Origin of the sequence: Streptomyces sp. ISL-1 (assembly GCF_018614585.1) — a bacterium.
GTDB lineage: Bacteria > Actinomycetota > Actinomycetes > Streptomycetales > Streptomycetaceae > Streptomyces > Streptomyces maoxianensis.
In genome coordinates this window covers 91,297-110,312 of record NZ_JAGGOI010000031.1, presented here as the reverse complement: position 1 = coordinate 110,312, position 19,016 = coordinate 91,297, and the positions used below count along the sequence as shown (strand labels likewise).

Here is a 19,016-nt window from a genome sequence, read left to right as displayed (position 1 = left end):
CGCGCTGTCTGCCCGGCTGCGCCAGTATGGAGGAAAGCAGTCCGGCCTCTGGCGGTGGGCACGGATGAGCCATATTTTCGTCCGGGGCGGGCACGCGGGAGATACGGAACTCGGCAGGGGTACGGCCTCGGCCACGACACAAGCGGCGCGGATCGGGAGCTGCGGGCGTCGCCCGGAGCGGAGTCGGCACTGGGCAAGCATGGCGGCATGCGGAAGGAGGGACCGGGATGTCTGCGATCGAGTCCTTCCCGGTCGACCCCGCCCGGCCGGGGGGAAGCACATCCGAGCCGAGCGGCCTGTTGGACGTACTGAACGTCGCCGCCGTGGTGCTGGATGCGGACGGCCGGATAGTGCTGTGGAGCCCGCAGGCCGCGGAGTTGTTCGGGTACACCACCGACGAGGCACTGGGCCAGTACGCAGGCCGCCTGCTGGTGCACGAGCGCCACCTGGAACTGGTGCGCCACCTGTTCGCGGAGGTCATGGCAGGCGACGGGGGCTGGACAGGCGTCTTTCCCGTGCGGCACAAGGACGGCAGCCCGCTGCTGGTGGAGTTCCGCAACATGCGGTTGGAGAACTACCGGAAAGACCTCTACGCCCTGGGCCTGGCCACCGAGCAGACGACGTTGCGAACGGTGGAGCGCGACCTGGCGCTGTCCACCCGGCTGATCTCTCAGTCCCCGATCGGGCTGGCAGTCGTGGACACCGATCTGCGGTACGTCATGGTCAACCCGGCGCTCGAGCGCATCAACGGCCTGCCCGCCGCCGAGCATATTGGCCGGCATGTCCGTGACGCTGTGCCATTCTTGGACACCGAGGCCATCGAGGCCGCGATGTGCGAGGTCCTCGCCACCGGCACTCCGATCCTCGACCGGGAGTCCGTCGCGCGCATCCCTGCCGACCCCGACCGGGAGCACGCCTGGTCAGTCTCGTTCTACCGGCTGGAGTCCTCCAACGGGAAAGTACTTGGGCTGGCCACCTCCGTCGTAGACGTCACCGAGCGGCATATCGCCACATCCGAGGCCGCCCAGGCTCGCCAGCGCCTCTCGCTCGTCGCCGACGCGTCCATGCGCATCGGCACCACGCTCGACCTTGACCAGACTGCCCGTGAGCTCGCCGAGGTGTCGGTACCCGAGCTGGCAGACGTAGCCGCGGTAGATGTGCTCGACAGCGTCCTCAACGGCCGCTCGGCCGTCGTGAAAAACGAAGGCCACGCGGTTTTCCGCGCTCTCGCCGTGGCGGCGTCGTACCCCACTGATGCCGTACGCGCAGCTGATCAGCCCGGTGAGATTGCCCAGTACGACGCCGACCGGCTGGTCACCCACTGCGTGAATACCGCAAGCCCGGTCCGCGTGGCCCGGGTGCAGCGCGAGGACCTGTCGCGGATCGCTCGCAGTCCCGAAGCCGCCGAGATGCTGGCCGCCGCGGGCGTGCACTCGTACCTGGCTGTGCCGCTGATCGCTCGCGGTGAGGTCCTTGGAGCGCTTGACCTGAAGCGCACCCGCAACCCGGAGCCGTTCAACGCTGACGATGAGGTCCTGGCGGGCGAGCTCGCCGCCCGGGCGGCCGTGTGCATCGACAACGCCCGCTGGTACCGGCAGGTGCGCAACACTGCCCTCACCCTCCAGCGCAGCCTTCTGCCACAGCAGCCACCGGACCAGCCCGGCCTGGAGATTGCCTACCGCTACCAGCCCGCCGAGGCCGCCAGCGAGGTCGGCGGCGACTGGTTCGACGTCATCCCGCTGACGGGCGGCAAGACCGCACTCGTTGTCGGCGACGTCATGGGCAGCGGCATCAGCGCGGCCGCCACGATGGGCCAACTCCGCACCGCGACCCGCACCCTGGCCGAACTCGATCTCGACCCCGCCCAGGTGCAGCGCCACCTCGACCGCCTCACCGACCGCATGGGGCAGACCATCACCACCTGCATCTACGCCGTCTACGACCCCAGCAAGGGCCACTGCCTCATCTCCAGCGCCGGACACCTCCCGCCCGTCCTGGTACGCCCGGGCAAGCCCCCCGAACTACTCGATCTGCCGACCGGCGCCCCGCTCGGCGTCGGAGAGGTCGCCTTCCACACCACCAAAGTCGCTATGCACCCCGGCGACGAACTCGTCCTCTACACCGATGGCCTCGTCGAGACGCGCGTCCAAGCCATCGACGAACGCCTGGACGCTCTCCTCGCCCTCCTCGCGAAGCCGCAGCGGTCGCTGGAGGAGACCTGCGACGTGCTTCTGCACGCGTTGCGCCAACCGGGAGACCACGACGACGTGGCCCTGCTCATCGCCCGGGCCCGACCCTTGACCGATACCGGAGCGACGACGCCGACCTGACGCCGCCGAACACGCGGCCTCAGCCCGCCTGGTGGCTGTCCGAAGGCAGAGGAGTTGACCTCCCGTCGGGCTGGTGTCCCTGATCGTGAGCGACCGTGACTGACAATCGGATCTCTCCGCAGCCGGCCACCGCGCGCGACAGCCGTCGCACCGGGCACTCGCCGGACGGACCAACGGCGCCACCGTGCGCGCACGGACTCGAACCGCCGGTCGGCTCCTGGCTCGGAGCAGATCCACAGCCTGAAACCCGGGACGCCGAAACTCACTTGATCCCCTGGCCTATGGTGCAGGCATGACGACCACATGCCGCCTGGAGAAGATCTCCCCAGCCAATTTCGACGTGGCGACCGGCCTCAGGGTTCGTCCGGACCAGGAGCACCTGGTCGCGCCGGTTGTGAAGTCCCTCGCCGAGGCGTACGTCCACCCCGGCACAGCCTGGCCCCGTCTCATCCTTGACGGCGACCGGCCTGTCGGATTCCTCATGGCCTACTTCGACATCGACTTCGCCGGCAACGGCAAGGGCACCGACATTCGCTCCGGCCTCTGGCGCCTCAACATCGCAGCCGGAGAACAGGGACGGGGATACGGCCGCTTCGCGGTCGAGTGCGTAGCCGCCGAAATCCGCCGCCGCCGCGGCGGTACCCGCCTCACCACCACCTGGCACCCCGGCGAGGGCGGCCCAGAAGGCTTTTACCTGGGGCTCGGGTTCCTGTCGACGGGAGAGACGAGCGGGGATCAGACGGTGGGGGAACTGAAGCTGCTTTAGATGTGACCCGCCGAACGGGCCTTACGGCCTCCCGCCTCGGTGCCGACAGGGGCTCGGAAAGCGTCTCGGGAACGGCGCCGAAGCGCACCGCCCGGAACACCTTCGGAATGAACAGCGCTGTGAGCGGTGAGATCAGGGTCAACATGGAGCGTAAAGCCCGGCCTGCGACGGGTACGACAGATCCAGCCGTCGGCTCAGCCGTATCGGTCACAGAGCCTTTGGAGGTACTCCTCCAGTCTGCTGGTGAGCAGGTCCGGGGTGAGATCGTCACGTCCGAGTTCACGCCACGGGACCGCAACCTTCTCGGCATCCGGAGCGAAGGCGAGAGCGTCCAGCATGCGCCAGTACAGGTGGGCGGCGGGATCCTCGGCCAGTACGCCACCTTCGGCGAGGTAGCAGTCGGCGAACCGCATGCCCATGCTGGGGCCGTGCAAGAGAGCCAAGGCTGTCGAGCAGTGGGCCACGTCCAGATCCGCCGGGCCCCATGAAGTCTCCACCCAGTCGACGACACCAGTGATCCGCAGCCCGTTGCCATGACCGGCAAAGAGCACGTTGCCGGGGTGAAAGTCGCGGTGCAGGAAGCAGGGCCGGAACGCTGGGGGTTCCTGGCGAATGATCTCCACGGCGCGCTGCCACAGCTCGGGCCGGCCGGTGACTTCGGGCATCCGCACCCGGTCAGCTGCGGTCCATGCCTGATAGTTGCGAGGACGCTGCTCTGGAGGCACGCTCACCTGGTGGATACGAACCAACTGACGAGCCAGGAGTTCCGCCCGTTGCGTGGCTGACCGCCCGTCCAGTCGCACGCTGCCCGGGAGCAGTGACATCAGCAGAGACGGGTGGTCGCAGTTCGTGGCCTTCGCATCGACACTGTGGACAACGGCTGTCGGCACTTGTGTATCCCCTAGGAGGGACAGGATGTCCGCTTCTCGGGTGAGCAGCCCCTCCGCGTGCATGACGAAGAACGGCTTGACGAAGGACCGTAGGACCAACCAGCGGGAACCACTGGGCCCGGTGACACGCAGCCGCCGCATCTCCGATGTCCAGCCGCCACGCAATCGCTCGACTGCATCGATGCGATCTCCTTCGGGAAGTCCCTTCTCCACCCACGCGCGGGTCCTGGCCCAGCCGCCGCGATCGCTGCCAACAACATCCGGATTCTCTCCCCCAGCCATGCGAGCAGCCTATGGGCCTGCTCGCCCGCGACTGGCCGGAGGGCCCGGCCGTTCGGTTTGGTCACCGGGCGAGTCAGCAAACTCTGGAGGGGGACCGGGACCGAAGCCCGGACCGCATCGTGGTCCGGGCTCTGTCATGCGCGCTAGCGGGAGGCGCGCCGCCCGATGAACCTGCGCCACCAGGGCCCGCGGGTCGCGGTGCCGGCGGCCGCCCACGAGGGCACTGCCGTCGGCTCGGCCGCCGGCAGCGGCTGACCCAGCGAAGCCGTACGCGGGGCGGTGAGGGTCACGGCAGCGGTGGCTTCGCCGCCCTTCCCCGGGCGCCGGGGGCTGAACCGCGCGGGCAGGCTGTCCAGGCGACCGGAGACCAGGGAAGCGGTTACGTGCAACTCGGTCTCGGACACGGCGAGTTGCACATCGGGCAGACGCATCAGCAGCGTGTCGATACCGGTGTCCGCGATGGCTCGTCCGATGTCCTGGCCGGGGCACTCGTGCGGTCCGGCGCCGAAGGCGAGGTGTGAACGGTTGCCGTGCACCGGCGCGTTCAGATCCGGCCGGATCTCGGGGTCGACATTGCCGGCAGCGAGCCCCAGCATCACCATGTCGCCGGCCCTGATCTGCTGTCCGCCCAGGACCATGTCCCCCGTCGCCCAACGGGTGGGCACCACCCCGAGGGGCGGCGCGTCCCAGAACACCTGGTCGAGCCCGTCCGGCAGCGTCATCTGGCCGCCGGACAGACTCCCGCGGAAGCGGCGGTCGGTCAGCACCATCCGTAGCGTGTTGGCGATCAGGTTGACCGTGTTCTCAACCGCGGCGACGATCGCGTGCCGTAGATGCTCCATCACTTCGGTGTCGCTGAGATCCGAATCGTGGCGGAGCAGCGAGCTGGCGAAATCCTCGCCGGGCTTTTCCTGCTTGCGCTTGACCAGCTCCCACATGGTGTCCACGACGAACTGGTTGCTCTGGAGGGCGGTTTGGGTGCCCTTGACCATGTCACGCACGGCCTCGCCCAGCGCAAGCGCATCCTTCTCGGGTATGCCGAACTGCACCGCGAGGACCAGAACCGGAAGCTTCTCGGCGAAGCCGCCCACAAGGTCCGCCTGCCCTGTTGCGGCGAAGTCGTCGATCAGTTGGTTCGCGTACCGGACGACGTAACGGCGGATTCCGTGGCGGTTGAAGCGGTCCAGGCTGTCGGTGATCGCCCTCCGCAGCCGGGCGTGCTCCTCGCCGTCGGTGAAAGCCACGAGCGGCTGCCACGCGGTGATCGGGAGCAGCGGGGAGTCGGCCTGCAGTTTGACGTTCCAGTTGTGGGAGTCGCAGGAGAACAGGGAGGGGGCACGCATCACCTCGAGGTTTTCGCGGTGCCCAAGGACCAGCCAGGCCGGCACATCACCGGGGAGCAGCACCGGCGCCACCGGGCCGTGCTCCTGGCGCAGCTTCTCGTACAGCGCCTGCGGCGAGCCCTGCGCCTCCGGCCCGTACAGCCGCCGAAGCCCACTGGGCCCTTGAGCATGCGCAGGGCAGCCGGGAGGTGGGACGGGAGCGGACGAGGTGCCGGTCGGGTCTGAGTACGGGGTGGTCACGAGGCCTCCGAGAAGCAACGCTTAGACGGTACGGCGATGGAGTTCAACCCGCTGCCCCAGTTCGACTTCGTGATCAGCAACAACGCCTGTGTGTCAGGGGCCGAGGTGCGGCGACGCTGGCTGCCGCGCGCCTTGGGGCCTTTTTATGGGGCGCATCATGAAGGACCGGGATACGGCAGGTGCTTCCTCGCACAGGGAGTGAAACTGCAGGAGCGCCCGCAGCATATCCCTCGTTCCAATCCCTCTGAGCAGCGAGTCCGGGTGAACTCGTCTGTGCGGCTGCATATTTGGCGCTCCTTCAGATCCGTTACGGGAGTGGGCTCGGCTGAAGGGCGCGCGGCTCCCGGCCCGGGGGGTCCGCCCTCGCGCTGCCGGACGGCAGGTGATGAGATCTCCTCCAGCACGAGGTCGCAGGTCGCGCGGCTCACCGGACGGTGTGCCGCACCGCGCAGAGCAAAGGATTACTTGGTGTCAGTTGTGTTGCAGTCGGCCGGATTGCAATCGGTTCCGCGCGCTCCCGGCGCGGTGCCACTTCTCGGGCACGTCCCGAAGCTGTTGCGTGACCCCTTCAGGTTTCTGAAGTCGCTGCGGGAACACGGGGATCTGGTCCGTGTCGACTTCGGCACGATGCCCGTGTACGTCACAACCTCGGCCGAACTGGTCCACGAGGTGACGGTGAAACAGGCGCGCAGCTTCGAGAAGGGGCGGTTCTTCGACCGGCTGCGGCCGCTCGCGGGCAACGGCCTGGCGAATGCCGACGGTGAGGTGCATCGCCGGCACCGGCGCATGGTCCAGCCGATGTTCTCCAAGGAGCGCATCGCGTTCTACTCCGACACCATGAGCCACCACGCGCGCGTCCTGGCCGACTCCTGGACTGCGGGCCAGGAGATCCAGATGGAGAAGGCTATGGCCGAGTACTCCATCGAGACGCTCGCGTCGACGATGTTCTCCACCGATATCGGGCTGCCGGCAGTGGAAGCCGTACGCGAGAACCTGCCCGTACTGCTGAAGAACCTCCTGATACGCGCGGCGTCCCCCAAGCTCCTGGACCGGCTGCCGATCCGCGCCAACCGTGACTTCGACGCCGCGGCGACGAGCTTGCGCAAGGTCATCGACGAGGTCGTGATGACCGCACGCCGCTCCGGACACACCGACCGGAACGATCTCCTGTCGTTGCTGCTCGCCGCTCAGGACACCGACACCGGGGAGTCGCTGTCCGACCGTGAGGTCAGGGACGAACTCAGCACCATTCTCTTCGCCGGCGCCGAGACCACGGCTTCCATGCTCGCCTGGACGCTCCACGAGCTGGCCAACCATTCCGACGTGCAGGAGCAGTTGGTCGCGGAGATCGAGGAAGTCGTCGGCGACCGGCCGGTGACCATTGAGGACGTGCCCCGGCTGGCGGGGATCCGGCGGGTGCTCGACGAGGTGATCCGGCTGCATGGCGTCACGTTCCTGATGCGCCGCACCACGGCACCGGTGGATCTGGGCGGCATCACGATCCCTGCCGGGACCGAGGTCGGGTTCAGTCTCTACGCCCTGCACCGGGACCCGAGTCTGTACAAGGATCCCGATCGCTTCGACCCCGACCGGTGGCTGCCGGAACGCCGGGAGGAGATCCGGCGTGAGGCTTACATCCCGTTCGGGGCAGGCAACCGGAAGTGCATCGGGGACACGTTCGTGTGGACGGAGGCGACGATCGCGCTGGCAACGTGGCTCGCGCGATGGCAGCTGGTCCCGGTGCCCGGCCACACGCCCAAAGAGGTGGCGTCGGCGGTGGCGCACGCTGACCGTATCCCCATGACGGTCGAGTCGCGTCACCCGTGAGTGTCCTGATGGGTGTGGTCTGTCAGCGCGTCATCGTCCTTATGGAGACGACACGCCGGCGAGATCAATGGCCCGAGAGGAGTTTCACGGCCACGACCCCCAATCCGATCGCCGTGTCCAAAAGACCCGAGACGAGTGCGCTCAACGGCCCGTTGCCCATCTTCAGGCCGGTCCGCCAGCCCCAAAGGAACAGGCTCGCCACTGCCATTCCGGAGCTGATCAGCAGCGCGGTGCCCAGCTCCACCGCGCCCAGCGCCGACAATCCGATCAGCGCCAGGGGCCCCATGGCGCTCAGCAGCAATGGACTGGAGACGTGCAACGCCATCCGGACCTCCGCCCGGTTCGCGCCGCGCCCAGTCGCAGAACGATGCGACTGCTCGTCGGCGACGAGCGTGGCCAGCCAGATCCCGAGCGCAGTAACAGCCACAGTGAGCGCTGCTTCGACATGGTCGGTCGCTTCCGTCTCGGAGAGGGACACCAGGACGGCGGCCAGCGTGATGTTCGCGTAGATCCGTTCCTTGAGTCGCGCGGCCGCGGCCTGGCCACGGGCGGCGGTCGCGATCTGCTCGGAGGCGACCGGTCGCGGTTCCAGATCCGGGTCCGGAGTAGTCATGCCGACACGGGTTCGGCCACGCCGACCACAGCGTCGGCCAGGATCGGCGTCATGCGTGCACCCTTCCGCCGTGAAGCCATGCGCCCGAAACGCACATTTCAGGACCAAAAGGTAGCCGACCGGGCAGAGTACGGACACGTATCCACGACGGCGCGGGTGTCGGCCCAGGCACAGAGAAGGGGAGTCACCGAGATCTGGGCGACTCCCCCTCTGCCGGATCGAACAACAGGCAGCCGTGTGCCGCCCGTTCGCCGTCGGCGGCTGTCACTGCTCGCGCATGCCCCAGGGTGAGCCGTACTCGGTCAGCAGGTCCAGGAAAGGCCGGGCGGGAAGCGCCTCGGGGCCGAGAACGCCGCTGCCGGACCAGGTACCGGCGGCGATCAGTTCCAGTGCGACGACGGGGTTGATGGCGGTCTGCCACACGACCGCCTGGCAGCCGTACTCACGCATGGACCACTGGTTGTCGACCACGTGGTACAGGTAGACCTCGCGCGGGCGGCCGTCCTTGGTGCCCTTGACCCAGGTGCCCGCACAGGTCTTGCCGTGCATGCGCTCCCCGAGGGCCGCCGGGTCCGGCAGGCAGGCGGCGACCACGTCCCGCGGCGAGACGTGGACCGTGCCCGATCCGTCCGCCGCGGGCACCGGCACCGGATCGGTGCGGTCCAGCCCCAGCAGGTGCAGCGTCTGCAGCGTACGGATGAAGTCCTCACCGAGGCCGTACTTGAAGGTGACGCGTCCCGCGTCCACCCAGCGCGGCACCAGCAGGACCTCCTCGTGCTCCACGTTGACGCACTCGACGGGTCCGATCCCCTCGGGGAAGTCGAAGACCTCGGGCTCGCTGAAGGGGGCGGTGGTGAACCAGCCGCGGCCGGCTTCGTAGACGACGGGCGCGTTGAGGCATTCCTCGATGGTGGTCCAGATGCTGAACGAGGGCGCGAAGTCGTAACCGTCGACCGTGAGGTTCGCCCCGTCGCGGATGCCGATCTCCTCGATCTCGTCGAAGAGTTCCTCGGCGGCATGCCGGGCGAAGACGTCGGACAGCCCCGGCTCGACGCCCATGCCGACAAGGGCGAGGGAACCGGCTTTCTCCCAGTCCGCGGCGCGCTCGAACTGCGTGTCGCCGAGCTTGACGCCGCAGAGCTCGTTGGGACGCTCCGGGTGTGGGCGCGACAGGGACATCGCCATGTCGAGGTAGTGCGCCCCGGCGGCCAGGGCCGCCTGGAACAGCGGCATCACGAAGCGGGGGTCGGTGGCGTTGAGCAGAACGTCGCAGCGACGGCTGTGCAGCAGGGAGGTGACGGCGGCCTCATCGCTCGCGTCGATCCGTTCGGCGCTGAAGCGGCCGTCCGGCTCCAGGGCCGCGACGGCGGCTTCGGCGCGGGAGAGGTCATAGTCGGCAACGACCACGTGGTCGAAGAAGGACCGGCGGGCCGCGATCCGGGTGATGGCGGTACCGACGCCGCCGGCCCCCACGAGAAGAACGCGCATGGCCAAACTCCATTTCCCAGACACAGCGTGCAGGGCGCTGCTGAAGGGCGCGGTGCCTGTGGGACCCGATCCAACGCGCGGACCACTGTTAACGTCAATCATGTTGGCATAAGGTCGCTGGGGTCATGGCGATGGTCGTAGAGGGAGCGTGACGTGCCCAAGCCTGTGGTATCCGAGGAAGCCCGGAGGCGTCGTCGCCCCACGAAGAACGGCGCGGTGCTCTCTGAGCAGCTGATTGTGGAGACCGCGCTGCGCATGCTGCGGGAACACGGGAGCACGGGCCTGACCGTCCGCCGCCTCGGCACTGCCCTGGGGGCGGACCCGAGCACGCTGTACCGGTACTTCAGCGGCATCGACGACCTGACGCTCGCCATCGGGAACGTGCTCGTGGGACGCGCCCTGTCGGGGTGGGCAGGCTCCGGTGACTGGCGCGCCGATCTGCGGGAGCTGGGGTTGCGCATCCACACCGCGTACCTCGGGCATCCCCACGCGGCTGTGCTGACCGCCAGCCGGGTGAGTGGCAAAGGCTGGGAATTGGCGGCTGACGAGACGATCCTGGGGCTGCTGCGCACAGCCGGCTTCGCGGACGTCGACGCAGTGCGGATCTATCACGCGTTCATCGACCAGAGCCTGGCATTCGCCGCGCTGGACGCAGCCTCACTGGCGCTGCCGGCGGGGGCACGCGCGGCGGACGAGGAGGTCTGGCAGGCCACCTACGCCCGGCTGCCCGCCGCGACCCATCCGCACATCGCGGCGACCGCGCACCTGCTGGTCGCCCGGATGAACGAGAGCGCCTATCCCACCGCGCTGGAGATGCTGCTGGACAGTGCATCGGCCCAGCTCAGCAAGGCACAACGCGGGAACGGGGGCGTGAGCGGGAACGCGAACGGCTGAGCCTGCGCGCAGCCCCGCGGCAACGCCACATGCCCCCGACCACGTCGCGCGTTGCGGCCACTGCCGGGTCAGCCGGGCCAGGTTCCCGTCAGGCGGTGCACAGCGGTGGCTCCGCCGCGGTCGACCGCAGCCTTGACCACGGCAAAGATCGCGCCTTGCAGCATGGCGGCGATCAGAACTTCCCGCCAGCTGCGGTCCTGGTCGGTGGCGTCCGGGGCATCATCGTCATGGCCGATGACCTTCCACACCTGCTTGAAGGCAGCGCCGGCGACGGCACCGCTCACGGCGCCCAGCGCAAAGCCGACGGGCTTATAGGCAACCTTGGACGCTTGCATCAGCACCTCCTGCTGCGTCGCATGAAGATGAACACGCCGAGCGCGGCCACACCGCCGGTGATGAGCAGAACCTGGTTACCGTGCCCCCGTCCGACCGCATGGCCCGCCCTTCGTACCGGCTCGGGGGTCTTGTCCTGGGCGACCTGCAGTGCGTGGGCGGCCTTGTCCTGCACCTGGCTCTTCACCTTCGCCGCCTTCTGCTGTGCCTGGGCTTTGACATCCGCCTTGCCGGCCAGCGCTTCGACCGTCTGCCCCAGCTTGTCTCGGGTGACCTCCACCTGCTCACGCAGTTGCTCAGGGGTGGGCGTGGAGTGACTGTGGGACTTGTCCGTCATCGGTGTGCCCTCTCCTTGATCTCGGCCACGTCGGCCTTCACACTGTCGATCGCCTGCTCGGGCGCGGGCGGGGCGGCCTGGCGGACCTGCTTCTTCCCCGCGGCGGCGAGTACGGCAGCCACCGCAAGCAGGACGACGGCCACGGCAAGCGCCGAGCCCCAGAGCGGCCAGACCAGATCCAGCGCCACGATCGCGGTGGCCGCCAGCGCCTGCAGGGCGATGAAGCCCACCACTCCGGCTCCGCCGAACAGCCCTCCGCCCATCCCGAACCGCTTGCCTTTTTGCTTCATCTCCGCCTGCGCAAGCCTCAGCTCCTGCCGCATCAGCTGAGACATCTGCTCGGATGCCTGCTTGACCAGCTCGCTCACCGAAGCCTCGGTGTCCTGCCGCGGCGGATGGTCCAGTGACCTGCTCATGCTCGTGACCTGCCTTTCGTAACTCAGCCGTTGGAAGAGCGGGTCTGTCCGGCGGGAGCGGCCGACTGTGACCGGCGTCGGGGCGGGGCCGTTCCCGCCGTGCACGGATTGGCCTCTGGACGCCTACCCCCGCCCGGTTTGCCCATCCGGCCGCATCCCGGCTCAGTCGCTGCCCATCTCCTTGCGGTCCTCCTCACTCCACTTGCGGGTGTCGCGGGGCTCGACGTACGGCTCCTCGTCCTTGGGGTGGCCGCCGACGATCGCGCGCTCCCGGGTCAACTCCGCGTCGAATTCCAGGCCCAGCAGGATTGCCAGATTCGTGATCCACAGCCAGACCAGGAAAACGATCACCCCGGCCAGGGTGCCGTAGGTCTTGTTGTAGGAGGCGAAGTTCGCCACGTACAGCGCGAAGCCGGCCGACGCGATCATCCAGATCACCAGGGCCAGGAAGCTGCCCGGGGTGACCCACCTGAAGCCGCGGCCCCTCGCGTTCGGCGACGCCCAGTAAAGGATCGCGATCATGATGGTGACCAGCAGGACCAGGACCGGCCACTTGGCGATCGACCACACCGTCAGCGCCGTGTCGCCCATCCCCAGCGCTTTGCCCACCTGCCTGGCAATACCGCCCGTGAACACCACGATCAGCGCACTCACGCACGCCATGATCATCAGCACCAGCGTCAGGGCCAGGCGCAAAGGGGTGACCTTCCACACCGGCCGCCCCTCGGGGATGTCATAGACGGCGTTGGAGGATCGGATGAACGCGGCCACATACCCGGACGCCGACCACAGCGCGACCAGCAGAGCGACGATCGCCAGGATGGATCCGGTGTCGCGGCTGGCCTGCAGCTGCTCGACCGCGCCGGTGATGATGTTGCGGGCCGAACCGGGGGTGAGCTGCTTGAGGTTGTCCAGGATGGTCTTCGTCGCCGATTCGCCCGCGATTCCCAGCAGCGAGACCAGCACCAGCAGCGCGGGGAAGAGTGCAAGCACCCCGTAGTAGGTCAGCGCCGCCGCCCGGTCGGCCAGCTCATCGTCCTTGAACTCCGCCACCGTCCGCCGCAGCACCGCTCCCCACGACTTCCTCGGCATATCGGTCGGTGCTTCCGGCTCATTCCGCTCCACCTGCGGAGCGGGCCCCACGTCGCCCTCCGCCGGGGCATCCTCTCCCCCGCGTCCGGGCTCGTGCCGGCCGTCGGGTTGCTGCGCATCCCCGCGCCTACGTCGCTGAATCCCTGCCATGACGTTGCGGGTAGCCACAAGTCCGCATCATGAAACGCCATGTAAAGCAGCAAATCCGCACTCATCGTGGCCGACCGGCTGTGGCCCGGTGATACGACGGTCCACCGGCGTCACGGCCGTGCCGAGCGCGTGCCCGAATTCCAGGCATTCAATGGCCTTGCGTGAGATGACCGCCTGCCGCCCCTGGCTGCAGGCCGAACCTCGCACAGTCGGCCCGGACGTGATCGTCGCGCCGGCTGCGACGGCCGGCAAGTCCCTGCTGGGAACGGCGTTGCGGGTGACCAAGGAAGGGGGCGCGCTGATCCCGCCGTCCGGCGAGGAGTCGGAGACGTACGTCGTGGCGACCCTTCATCCCTCGGCTGTCCTGCGCTCGGACGACCGTGAATCCGCGTACGCCGGGCTCGTCTGCGACCTGCGCGTGACCGCCGAAGCACTCCACCGGCCGCCGCGATGCCCTAGGGGCACGATCCACGTGTCCGTCGAGCACTGACGGGTGATATCCGCTCGGTAGTGGGTACCGCTAGGAGTCGCCGGTGGCTCGCGCGGCAGACACGCTGCCCCGCGCAGCCGGTGAAGAGGAGACGCTGTAAATGAGCACAGTGAAGGAAACGGTCGAGGTCGAAGTGCCCGTCCGCATCGCCTACAACCAGTGGACGCAGTTCGAGGAGTTCCCGAACTTCATGGAGGGGGTCGAGGAGGTCAGGCAGCTGGACGACCTGCACAATCACTGGACCACCAAGATCGGGGGCGTACGGCGGGAGTTCGACACCGAGATCGTCGACCAGCTCCCTGACGAGCGCATCACCTGGCGCACCATCAGCGGCGACACCCAGCAGAAGGGCGTCGTCAGCTTCCAGCGCCTGGACGACACGCGCACCCGCGTGCACCTCGTCATGGACGTCGAACCGAGCGGGGCGGCGGAGAAGACGGCGGACATGGCCGGAGTGATCGACCGGCGCGTCAAGGGCGATATGCACCGTTTCAAGGAGTACATCGAGCAGCGGGGCGGCGAGACCGGTGCATGGCGCGGCCGCATCAAGCCCGTATGACCTCTGCCGCGCGTACACCCCGCCGCCTGCTTTGACGCTCTGCGCGCTCTTCGCAGGCGAGCGGGTGCGGCGGAACGATTCCGGCCACGCGCGCGAACCCGGCTCGGCGGCGGCGGCGTCTCGGCGGTCGGGGCGTCCGCCGCCGGCCGGGCCGCGCAGCCGCCCGGCCCACGTGGTGCAGTCAGCCACCGCATCGCTGACCGGCGACCCGGTGCTGCTCGGCCGCCCCGGGGCCCCGGGGCGGCCGAGCAGCACTTCGACGTCCCCCCGCTGTCGGTCACGGCACAGCGGGCTCGAGCACGATTGGCAGCTCCGCGAGACCACGGAAGGCGGGGAACGGAACCTCCATCCAGCGCGGCTCGCTCGCGGGGTCGGCCAGAGCCAACTTCGGGAAACGGCTGAACAGACCGGTGAGAGCGAGTTGCATCTCCAGTCTGGCCAGCGGCGCTCCCATGCAGTAGTGAATGCCGTGTCCGAACCCCAGATGGGCGCTCTGCTCGGTCTGCGGCCGCATCACGTCGAACTGGTCCGGGGACTCGAACTTCAGCGGGTCGCGGTTGGCCGCAGTGAGTGCGATCTGTACCAGGGCGCCCTTCGGAATCCGTGTCCCGGCGATCTCAACGTCCTCGGTCGCGAAACGGAACGTGGCGGTCTCCACCGAGCCGTCGTAGCGCACCAGTTCCTCCACCGCCCGGCCGACCAGCTCCGGGTTCTCCCGCACGGCGCGTAGCTGCGCGGGATTGGCGAGGAGATGGTAGACGGCGTTGCCGATGAGGAAGGCGGTCGTCTTGTGACCGGCGAACATCAGCAGAAACGCTGTGGAGATCAGCTCGTTCTCGGTGAGCCCGCCGTCCTTGTCCCGGGTTGCGGTCAGCGCGCTGAGCAGGTCATCACCCGGACGGCTGCGCTTACGCGCGAGGAGATCCGCGAAGTACGCGTGCATGCTCTCCTCCGCCTTGGCTTGCGCCTGCTTGAATTCCTCGCCGAACCCGGTGTTCGCCACCGTGGTGGACCACCCCTGCACCTGCGACCGCTCGTCCCGCGGCACGCCGAGCAGTTCGCAGATCACGGTGATCGGCAGCGGGAACGCGAACGCGGGCAGCAGGTCGACCGGTTCCCGCGTCTCGCATCCGTCCAGCAGCGTCTCGACGACGTCCTGGATCCGCGGACGCAGCGACTCCACCCGGCGCGGGGTGAACTCGGAGTTGACCAGCTTGCGCAGCCGGGTGTGCTTGGGCGGGTCGGAGTTGAGCATGTTGTCGTCCAGAGCCAGGGACGAGTCACCGAAGATCCTTCGGTAGGCGTCCATCGCCCCGTACATGTCCTTGCTCAGTCGCGGATCCGACAGGGCGGCCCGCGCGTCCTCGTACCGCGTGATCAGGTACGTGTCGATGCCGTGCGGCGGCCGCATCGGGCAGACGGGCGCCTCATCCCTGAGGTGCGCGTAGACGGGGTGCGGGTTCCGTCTGAACTCGGGGGTGCACCGCGCGGCTGCGGCGACAGGGTCTTCCACGGTGGTCACGGACGGCTCCTGAGGTCGAAGAGGGCCTCGGCGTTGCCACCGAGGATGAGCTGCTGGGAGGCCTTGTCGATGGGCAGCTTCTCGATTATGTGCAGGAGCTCCTCCAGCGGCGCGGACATCGGCGGTGAGTCGGTGCCGAACAGCATCCGCTCCGGTCCCAGCACCTCCGCGTTGAGGCCGAGGTGCGCCGGGCTCAGCGGGCTGGTGTCGACATACATGCGCTGCAGCGCCGCGGCCGGGTCGGCCGCCGGCGGGGCGGAGGTCGGCGCCGGCGGCGCCTCCCCGCCCCAGTGCCGGGGACGCGCCGCCGTCTGCAGGCGTTCCGACAGCAGCGCCAGCGCGCCGCCGCCGGTGGCACCGATCAGTCGCAGGCCGGGGTACTTGTCCAGCCACCCCGCGAACGCGATCATGGCCATGCCCATGGTGATGTCGCCGAACCGGCCGATCTGCTCGACGAAGCCGATGTCGTCCACCCGCTCCGTGCCGATCGGTTCGGCCGGGGGGTGCACCAGGACCGGCACTCCCATCTCGGCGGCCAGCGCGAAGAAGGAGTCGGCTCGCGCAGAGCCGAGCAGTTCACCGTGGACACTCGAGTTGGTGATCAGGCCGACGAAGGCGGGGTCCGCCAGCGTCTCCCGGACCCCTTCCAGGTGATCGTCGTCGCCGAACGGGTTGGCGTACACGTATCCGCGCAACTGGTCCGGGAAGGAGGCGATCAGGCCCGACATCCAGGCGTGGAAGCCCCGCAGCCGGTCTCGTGGCTGGGCGTAGTTGTCGACGCCCGGGACTCGCGCCATCGCGCCGGCGCCGACAGGACTGCCGATGATGGTGAGGTCGATCCCGGCCTGCGCGCGGGCGGCGAGCATTCCGTCGACGTCGGTCAGGCTGGGGGGCATGGGGAAGCGTCGGGCCGCCTCCGGCGGAGACAGATGCCCGTGGATGTCGATGATCATGTGTGACTTCCCGGGTTCGGTGTGAGTGCGTGGGCGACCGCGACACAGTCTTCGTCGCCGAATCCCTGCTCCGTAGCGCGGATGTGGGTCTCCGCGGCCGCGGCGGCGAGCGGAAGGCGCAGTCCGGCCTCCGCCGCCTGGTCCGCGGCGAGCATGAGGTCCTTGGCCATCAGGCGCAGCCGGAAGTCGGGCTTGTCGAAGCGCCCGGCCGCCAGGCGCTTCGACTTGAACGCCATGACCGGCGAGGCGAAGCCGCTGCCCGCGATCGTGCTCAGGACGAGCTTCCGGTCGAGTCCGGTGGCGGCCGCCAACTCGACGGCCTCGGCCAGAGCCTGCACCTCGATCCCCATCAGTAGGTTGAGGAGCAGCTTCATCCGCATGCCGGAACCGAGTTCGCCGAGGTGGACGACCTCCTTGCCCAGCAGGTCGAGCAGCGGCCGTCCCGCGGTGAAGACCCGCTGCTCACCGCCGACGAACAGCCGCAGCTCACCGGTGCGGGCGTGCTCGCGGTTGCCGAGCATGCCGACGTCCAGTACGGACTGCATGTTCCCGGCGAGGCTGACGACCTCTTCGGGGGCGACCGTGCTGGCGCAGACCAGCGCGCCGGGGTACGGGCCCCCGGTCAGGATCCCGTCCGGTCCCCGCAGTACGGCGCCCAGGGCTTCGCCGTCCGCCACGGTGCAGATGGCAGCGCTCGTACCCTCGACCGCGTCAGCAGGATGGGCGGCTGCGAAGGCTCCGGCCCTGGCGAGCGGACCAGTCCGCTCCGCGGTGCGGTTCCAGACCCGCACCTGAACGCCTTGGTCGAGAAGGCGGGTGGCCAGGCCGGAACCCATCGTGCCCAGACCGAGGACGGCGACGGGGCCGCTGAGGCGCGTCATGCCTTGCCCCCGACGGTCTCCTGAATGACCCGGAACCGCAGCGACTGGGTCTGGTCGACCCACTCGCGCAGCGGAGCCACCAGTGCCTGGTGGTCCTCGCCCTGCTGCCAGGCGAAGAAGTGCTCGGGCGTCTCCCACTCACTGGTGATTACCCACTGCCGGGAGTCGTCGAGGGGTTCTCCCAGCCGGTCGATGAGGTGTCCGGGTACCTGGGCGACGGACTTGCGTATTCGCTCGTACACGTCCCGAAACCCTTGCTCGCCGCCCTCGATGACGTGGACCGCGTACACGACGGACAGCCTCTCGGCCGATTGGCCCTTCTGCGCTGTGCTCATGTCTCCTCCTGATGGTGAGATCTGGCAGAACACGATTCCCACCGACTCATGGCTCCCGGGGCGACGCAACTCCGACTGGGGGACAGCCCAATGGAGAGAAGGGCTCCGCCGCGTTTGCTAGCCCGTACGGGTGAGAACTGAAGGGCCCCTTTCGGGGGCTTTTCGGGGGTGGTTCAGGACGCCTCACGCGACATCAAAAGGGACCCGCTTACTCCTTGACGCGCCTTCGCTCGGTCGCGCCACGCTCACCCTGACGCGCCGTCGCCCGGTCGATCCACGCCCGCCATCAGCGCAGCAAAAGCCTCCGTCGCCCCGCGGGACGACGGAGGCGGCTTCCTCCGGGCTGCGGACACCCCGGGCTACGGGCAGTTCTCCTCGAGCTTCACCGTCCCGAAGTCGATCTCGGTACCGACGGGGATTACCTTGCCGGCTTTGTAGTTCTGGGTGCAGACCTTCCAATTGCGGTCAAGGACCTGGAGCCTGTCGGCACCGGTGCTGTCGTGGGACTTGAGGAGGTAGAAGCCTTTGGCTTGTGCCGTGTCCTGGGCCGCTTGAAGTCCCATTCCGAGGAAGTCGGGCACGGCCGCACCATCACTGTCGTCGGCAGTCTCCGCCGTTGGCTTCGCCCTGACCGTCTTGGTGACGGTAGGTCCCGGCTTGGCCTTCTCCGCCGTCTGGGGCACCGCGGCCTTCGCTGTGACGGTAGTTGTGACGGTCGGCGCCGCTTTGGCGTCGCTGGTCGTCTGCGTGCCGCCACTGCCGGATGCGCCGACACCGACGCCGGTGAAGAAGAGGACGACGGCGGCGGGAACGACGATGCGCTTCCGCGCCCACCCGGGCCGGGGCGACGGCGGCTTGGCGGCCGGTCCCCATTGCGGTGTGTGCGGCTGCTGCGGCAGCTGATTCGAGGTCATTGCATCCCCCCAAGGGTGGTTCGTGGAGGCTTGACCGTAGCGGTGCCGGTTCGCCGCATATGAAGGATCCGTTCCGCTGGTGACCAAGCTGTAACTGAACAGCGGATGATGCGTGACCTCCACAGGTGATTCGTCAGCGCCGCGACCGCAACCACGGGACGCCGCACACCCATAGGCCCTCATCGACGGTGAGCCCTTGTCGATGCCCCCCGATTGACGCTCAACGGGCCCCGCCCGAAGGCCCGTTCACGGCACGGGGCAATAGCGGTGTGACGTAGGTCATGGGCGAGGATGTGAAGAGTCTGCGCGGTCGGCGTGGTCGCGTGGGATCGTCAGGGCCAGTTGTTACTCGCTGGTATTT

At 68.5% G+C, this 19,016-nt stretch carries 19 protein-coding genes; 6 read left to right on the top strand and 13 right to left on the bottom strand.

Annotation, left to right across the window (positions count from 1 at the left end; genetic code table 11):
• Positions 1-227: 227 nt before the first annotated feature.
• Together J7E87_RS21940 and J7E87_RS21935 are read left to right on the top strand one after the other, a co-directional pair.
• Entirely contained in the window at positions 228-2,330 is a 2,103-nt protein-coding gene (locus J7E87_RS21940) for a SpoIIE family protein phosphatase (RefSeq protein ID WP_215096190.1), read from the top strand.
• 292 nt (positions 2,331-2,622) lie between these two features.
• A complete protein-coding gene (locus tag J7E87_RS21935) occupies positions 2,623-3,096 on the top strand; it encodes a GNAT family N-acetyltransferase (RefSeq protein WP_215096189.1) in 474 nt (157 codons plus the stop codon).
• 194 nt (positions 3,097-3,290) lie between these two features.
• On the opposite strand, the gene J7E87_RS21930 is transcribed toward J7E87_RS21935, so the two are convergent.
• Together J7E87_RS21930 and J7E87_RS21925 are read right to left on the bottom strand one after the other, a co-directional pair.
• The gene (locus tag J7E87_RS21930) at positions 3,291-4,268 is read right to left on the bottom strand and encodes a phosphotransferase family protein (RefSeq protein WP_215096188.1); all 978 of its coding nucleotides are present in this window, start codon (positions 4,266-4,268) and stop codon (positions 3,291-3,293) included.
• Between the two features lie 143 nt (positions 4,269-4,411).
• Positions 4,412-5,851: a cytochrome P450 gene (locus J7E87_RS21925; protein ID WP_215096187.1), complete on the bottom strand. Its 1,440-nt coding sequence runs from the start codon at positions 5,849-5,851 to the stop codon at positions 4,412-4,414.
• Positions 5,852-6,319: 468 nt separating this feature from the next.
• Between J7E87_RS21925 and J7E87_RS21920 the strand changes: the two genes are divergently transcribed.
• Positions 6,320-7,678 (top strand): cytochrome P450, encoded by a 1,359-nt coding sequence (locus J7E87_RS21920; protein ID WP_308313005.1) that lies wholly within the window; start codon positions 6,320-6,322, stop codon positions 7,676-7,678.
• A 64-nt stretch (positions 7,679-7,742) separates the two neighbouring features.
• On the opposite strand, the gene J7E87_RS21915 is transcribed toward J7E87_RS21920, so the two are convergent.
• On the bottom strand, positions 7,743-8,291 hold the full coding sequence (locus tag J7E87_RS21915) for a hypothetical protein (protein ID WP_251017807.1): 549 nt from the start codon (positions 8,289-8,291) through the stop codon (positions 7,743-7,745).
• A gap of 264 nt (positions 8,292-8,555) precedes the next feature.
• On the bottom strand, positions 8,556-9,779 hold the full coding sequence (locus tag J7E87_RS21910; protein ID WP_215096185.1) for a saccharopine dehydrogenase family protein: 1,224 nt from the start codon (positions 9,777-9,779) through the stop codon (positions 8,556-8,558).
• 153 nt (positions 9,780-9,932) lie between these two features.
• Between J7E87_RS21910 and J7E87_RS21905 the strand changes: the two genes are divergently transcribed.
• Entirely contained in the window at positions 9,933-10,673 is a 741-nt protein-coding gene (locus J7E87_RS21905) for a TetR/AcrR family transcriptional regulator (protein WP_215096184.1), read from the top strand.
• A gap of 68 nt (positions 10,674-10,741) precedes the next feature.
• On the opposite strand, the gene J7E87_RS21900 is transcribed toward J7E87_RS21905, so the two are convergent.
• From J7E87_RS21900 to J7E87_RS21885, 4 genes are all read right to left on the bottom strand, one after another.
• The gene (locus tag J7E87_RS21900; protein ID WP_215096183.1) at positions 10,742-11,008 is read right to left on the bottom strand and encodes a DUF4235 domain-containing protein; all 267 of its coding nucleotides are present in this window, start codon (positions 11,006-11,008) and stop codon (positions 10,742-10,744) included.
• Complete coding sequence (locus tag J7E87_RS21895) at positions 11,008-11,343, bottom strand: DUF3618 domain-containing protein (protein ID WP_215096182.1); 336 nt, start codon at positions 11,341-11,343, stop codon at positions 11,008-11,010. Before J7E87_RS21895 ends, J7E87_RS21900 begins: the two co-directional genes overlap by 1 nt.
• The gene (locus tag J7E87_RS21890) at positions 11,340-11,759 is read right to left on the bottom strand and encodes a phage holin family protein (protein WP_215096181.1); all 420 of its coding nucleotides are present in this window, start codon (positions 11,757-11,759) and stop codon (positions 11,340-11,342) included. The genes J7E87_RS21895 and J7E87_RS21890 overlap by 4 nt, the downstream gene beginning before the upstream one ends.
• A gap of 162 nt (positions 11,760-11,921) precedes the next feature.
• Positions 11,922-13,001, bottom strand: coding sequence for a YihY/virulence factor BrkB family protein (locus tag J7E87_RS21885; RefSeq protein ID WP_215096180.1), 1,080 nt, complete (start codon positions 12,999-13,001; stop codon positions 11,922-11,924).
• Between J7E87_RS21885 and J7E87_RS21880 the strand changes: the two genes are divergently transcribed.
• Both J7E87_RS21880 and J7E87_RS21875 read left to right on the top strand, forming a co-directional pair.
• Positions 13,000-13,491, top strand: coding sequence for a uracil-DNA glycosylase family protein (locus J7E87_RS21880; protein WP_215096179.1), 492 nt, complete (start codon positions 13,000-13,002; stop codon positions 13,489-13,491). The genes J7E87_RS21885 and J7E87_RS21880 overlap by 2 nt on opposite strands.
• 100 nt (positions 13,492-13,591) lie before the next feature.
• On the top strand, positions 13,592-14,050 hold the full coding sequence (locus tag J7E87_RS21875; protein WP_215096178.1) for an SRPBCC family protein: 459 nt from the start codon (positions 13,592-13,594) through the stop codon (positions 14,048-14,050).
• A gap of 277 nt (positions 14,051-14,327) precedes the next feature.
• Here the strand turns inward: J7E87_RS21875 and J7E87_RS21870 are convergent, their stop codons facing one another.
• The 5 genes from J7E87_RS21870 to J7E87_RS21850 all read right to left on the bottom strand — a co-directional run bounded on the left by J7E87_RS21870 (position 14,328) and on the right by J7E87_RS21850 (position 18,655).
• The gene (locus J7E87_RS21870; protein WP_215096177.1) at positions 14,328-15,572 is read right to left on the bottom strand and encodes a cytochrome P450; all 1,245 of its coding nucleotides are present in this window, start codon (positions 15,570-15,572) and stop codon (positions 14,328-14,330) included.
• A complete protein-coding gene (locus J7E87_RS21865; protein WP_215096176.1) occupies positions 15,569-16,525 on the bottom strand; it encodes an amidohydrolase family protein in 957 nt (318 codons plus the stop codon). The genes J7E87_RS21870 and J7E87_RS21865 overlap by 4 nt, the downstream gene beginning before the upstream one ends.
• Positions 16,522-17,406: an NAD(P)-dependent oxidoreductase gene (locus J7E87_RS21860; protein WP_215096175.1), complete on the bottom strand. Its 885-nt coding sequence runs from the start codon at positions 17,404-17,406 to the stop codon at positions 16,522-16,524. Before J7E87_RS21860 ends, J7E87_RS21865 begins: the two co-directional genes overlap by 4 nt.
• On the bottom strand, positions 17,403-17,741 hold the full coding sequence (locus J7E87_RS21855; RefSeq protein ID WP_215096174.1) for an antibiotic biosynthesis monooxygenase: 339 nt from the start codon (positions 17,739-17,741) through the stop codon (positions 17,403-17,405). The genes J7E87_RS21860 and J7E87_RS21855 overlap by 4 nt, the downstream gene beginning before the upstream one ends.
• A gap of 359 nt (positions 17,742-18,100) precedes the next feature.
• Positions 18,101-18,655: a PASTA domain-containing protein gene (locus J7E87_RS21850; RefSeq protein ID WP_215096173.1), complete on the bottom strand. Its 555-nt coding sequence runs from the start codon at positions 18,653-18,655 to the stop codon at positions 18,101-18,103.
• Positions 18,656-19,016 lie beyond the last annotated feature (361 nt).

Bases quoted from the DNA above. Each gene is read 5' to 3' on its own strand.
- J7E87_RS21900 (WP_215096183.1), bottom strand. From the start codon at position 11,008: ATGCAAGCGTCCAAGGTTGCCTATAAGCCCGTCGGCTTTGCGCTGGGC.
- J7E87_RS21860 (WP_215096175.1), bottom strand. From the start codon at position 17,406: ATGACGCGCCTCAGCGGCCCCGTCGCCGTCCTCGGTCTGGGCACGATG.
- J7E87_RS21850 (WP_215096173.1), bottom strand. From the start codon at position 18,655: ATGACCTCGAATCAGCTGCCGCAGCAGCCGCACACACCGCAATGGGGA.
- J7E87_RS21910 (WP_215096185.1), bottom strand. From the start codon at position 9,779: ATGCGCGTTCTTCTCGTGGGGGCCGGCGGCGTCGGTACCGCCATCACC.
- J7E87_RS21890 (WP_215096181.1), bottom strand. From the start codon at position 11,759: ATGAGCAGGTCACTGGACCATCCGCCGCGGCAGGACACCGAGGCTTCG.
- J7E87_RS21880 (WP_215096179.1), top strand. From the start codon at position 13,000: ATGACGTTGCGGGTAGCCACAAGTCCGCATCATGAAACGCCATGTAAA.
- J7E87_RS21915 (WP_251017807.1), bottom strand. From the start codon at position 8,291: ATGACTACTCCGGACCCGGATCTGGAACCGCGACCGGTCGCCTCCGAG.
- J7E87_RS21930 (WP_215096188.1), bottom strand. From the start codon at position 4,268: ATGGCTGGGGGAGAGAATCCGGATGTTGTTGGCAGCGATCGCGGCGGC.
- J7E87_RS21865 (WP_215096176.1), bottom strand. From the start codon at position 16,525: ATGATCATCGACATCCACGGGCATCTGTCTCCGCCGGAGGCGGCCCGA.
- J7E87_RS21935 (WP_215096189.1), top strand. From the start codon at position 2,623: ATGACGACCACATGCCGCCTGGAGAAGATCTCCCCAGCCAATTTCGAC.
- J7E87_RS21895 (WP_215096182.1), bottom strand. From the start codon at position 11,343: ATGACGGACAAGTCCCACAGTCACTCCACGCCCACCCCTGAGCAACTG.
- J7E87_RS21940 (WP_215096190.1), top strand. From the start codon at position 228: ATGTCTGCGATCGAGTCCTTCCCGGTCGACCCCGCCCGGCCGGGGGGA.
- J7E87_RS21885 (WP_215096180.1), bottom strand. From the start codon at position 13,001: ATGGCAGGGATTCAGCGACGTAGGCGCGGGGATGCGCAGCAACCCGAC.
- J7E87_RS21855 (WP_215096174.1), bottom strand. From the start codon at position 17,741: ATGAGCACAGCGCAGAAGGGCCAATCGGCCGAGAGGCTGTCCGTCGTG.
- J7E87_RS21875 (WP_215096178.1), top strand. From the start codon at position 13,592: ATGAGCACAGTGAAGGAAACGGTCGAGGTCGAAGTGCCCGTCCGCATC.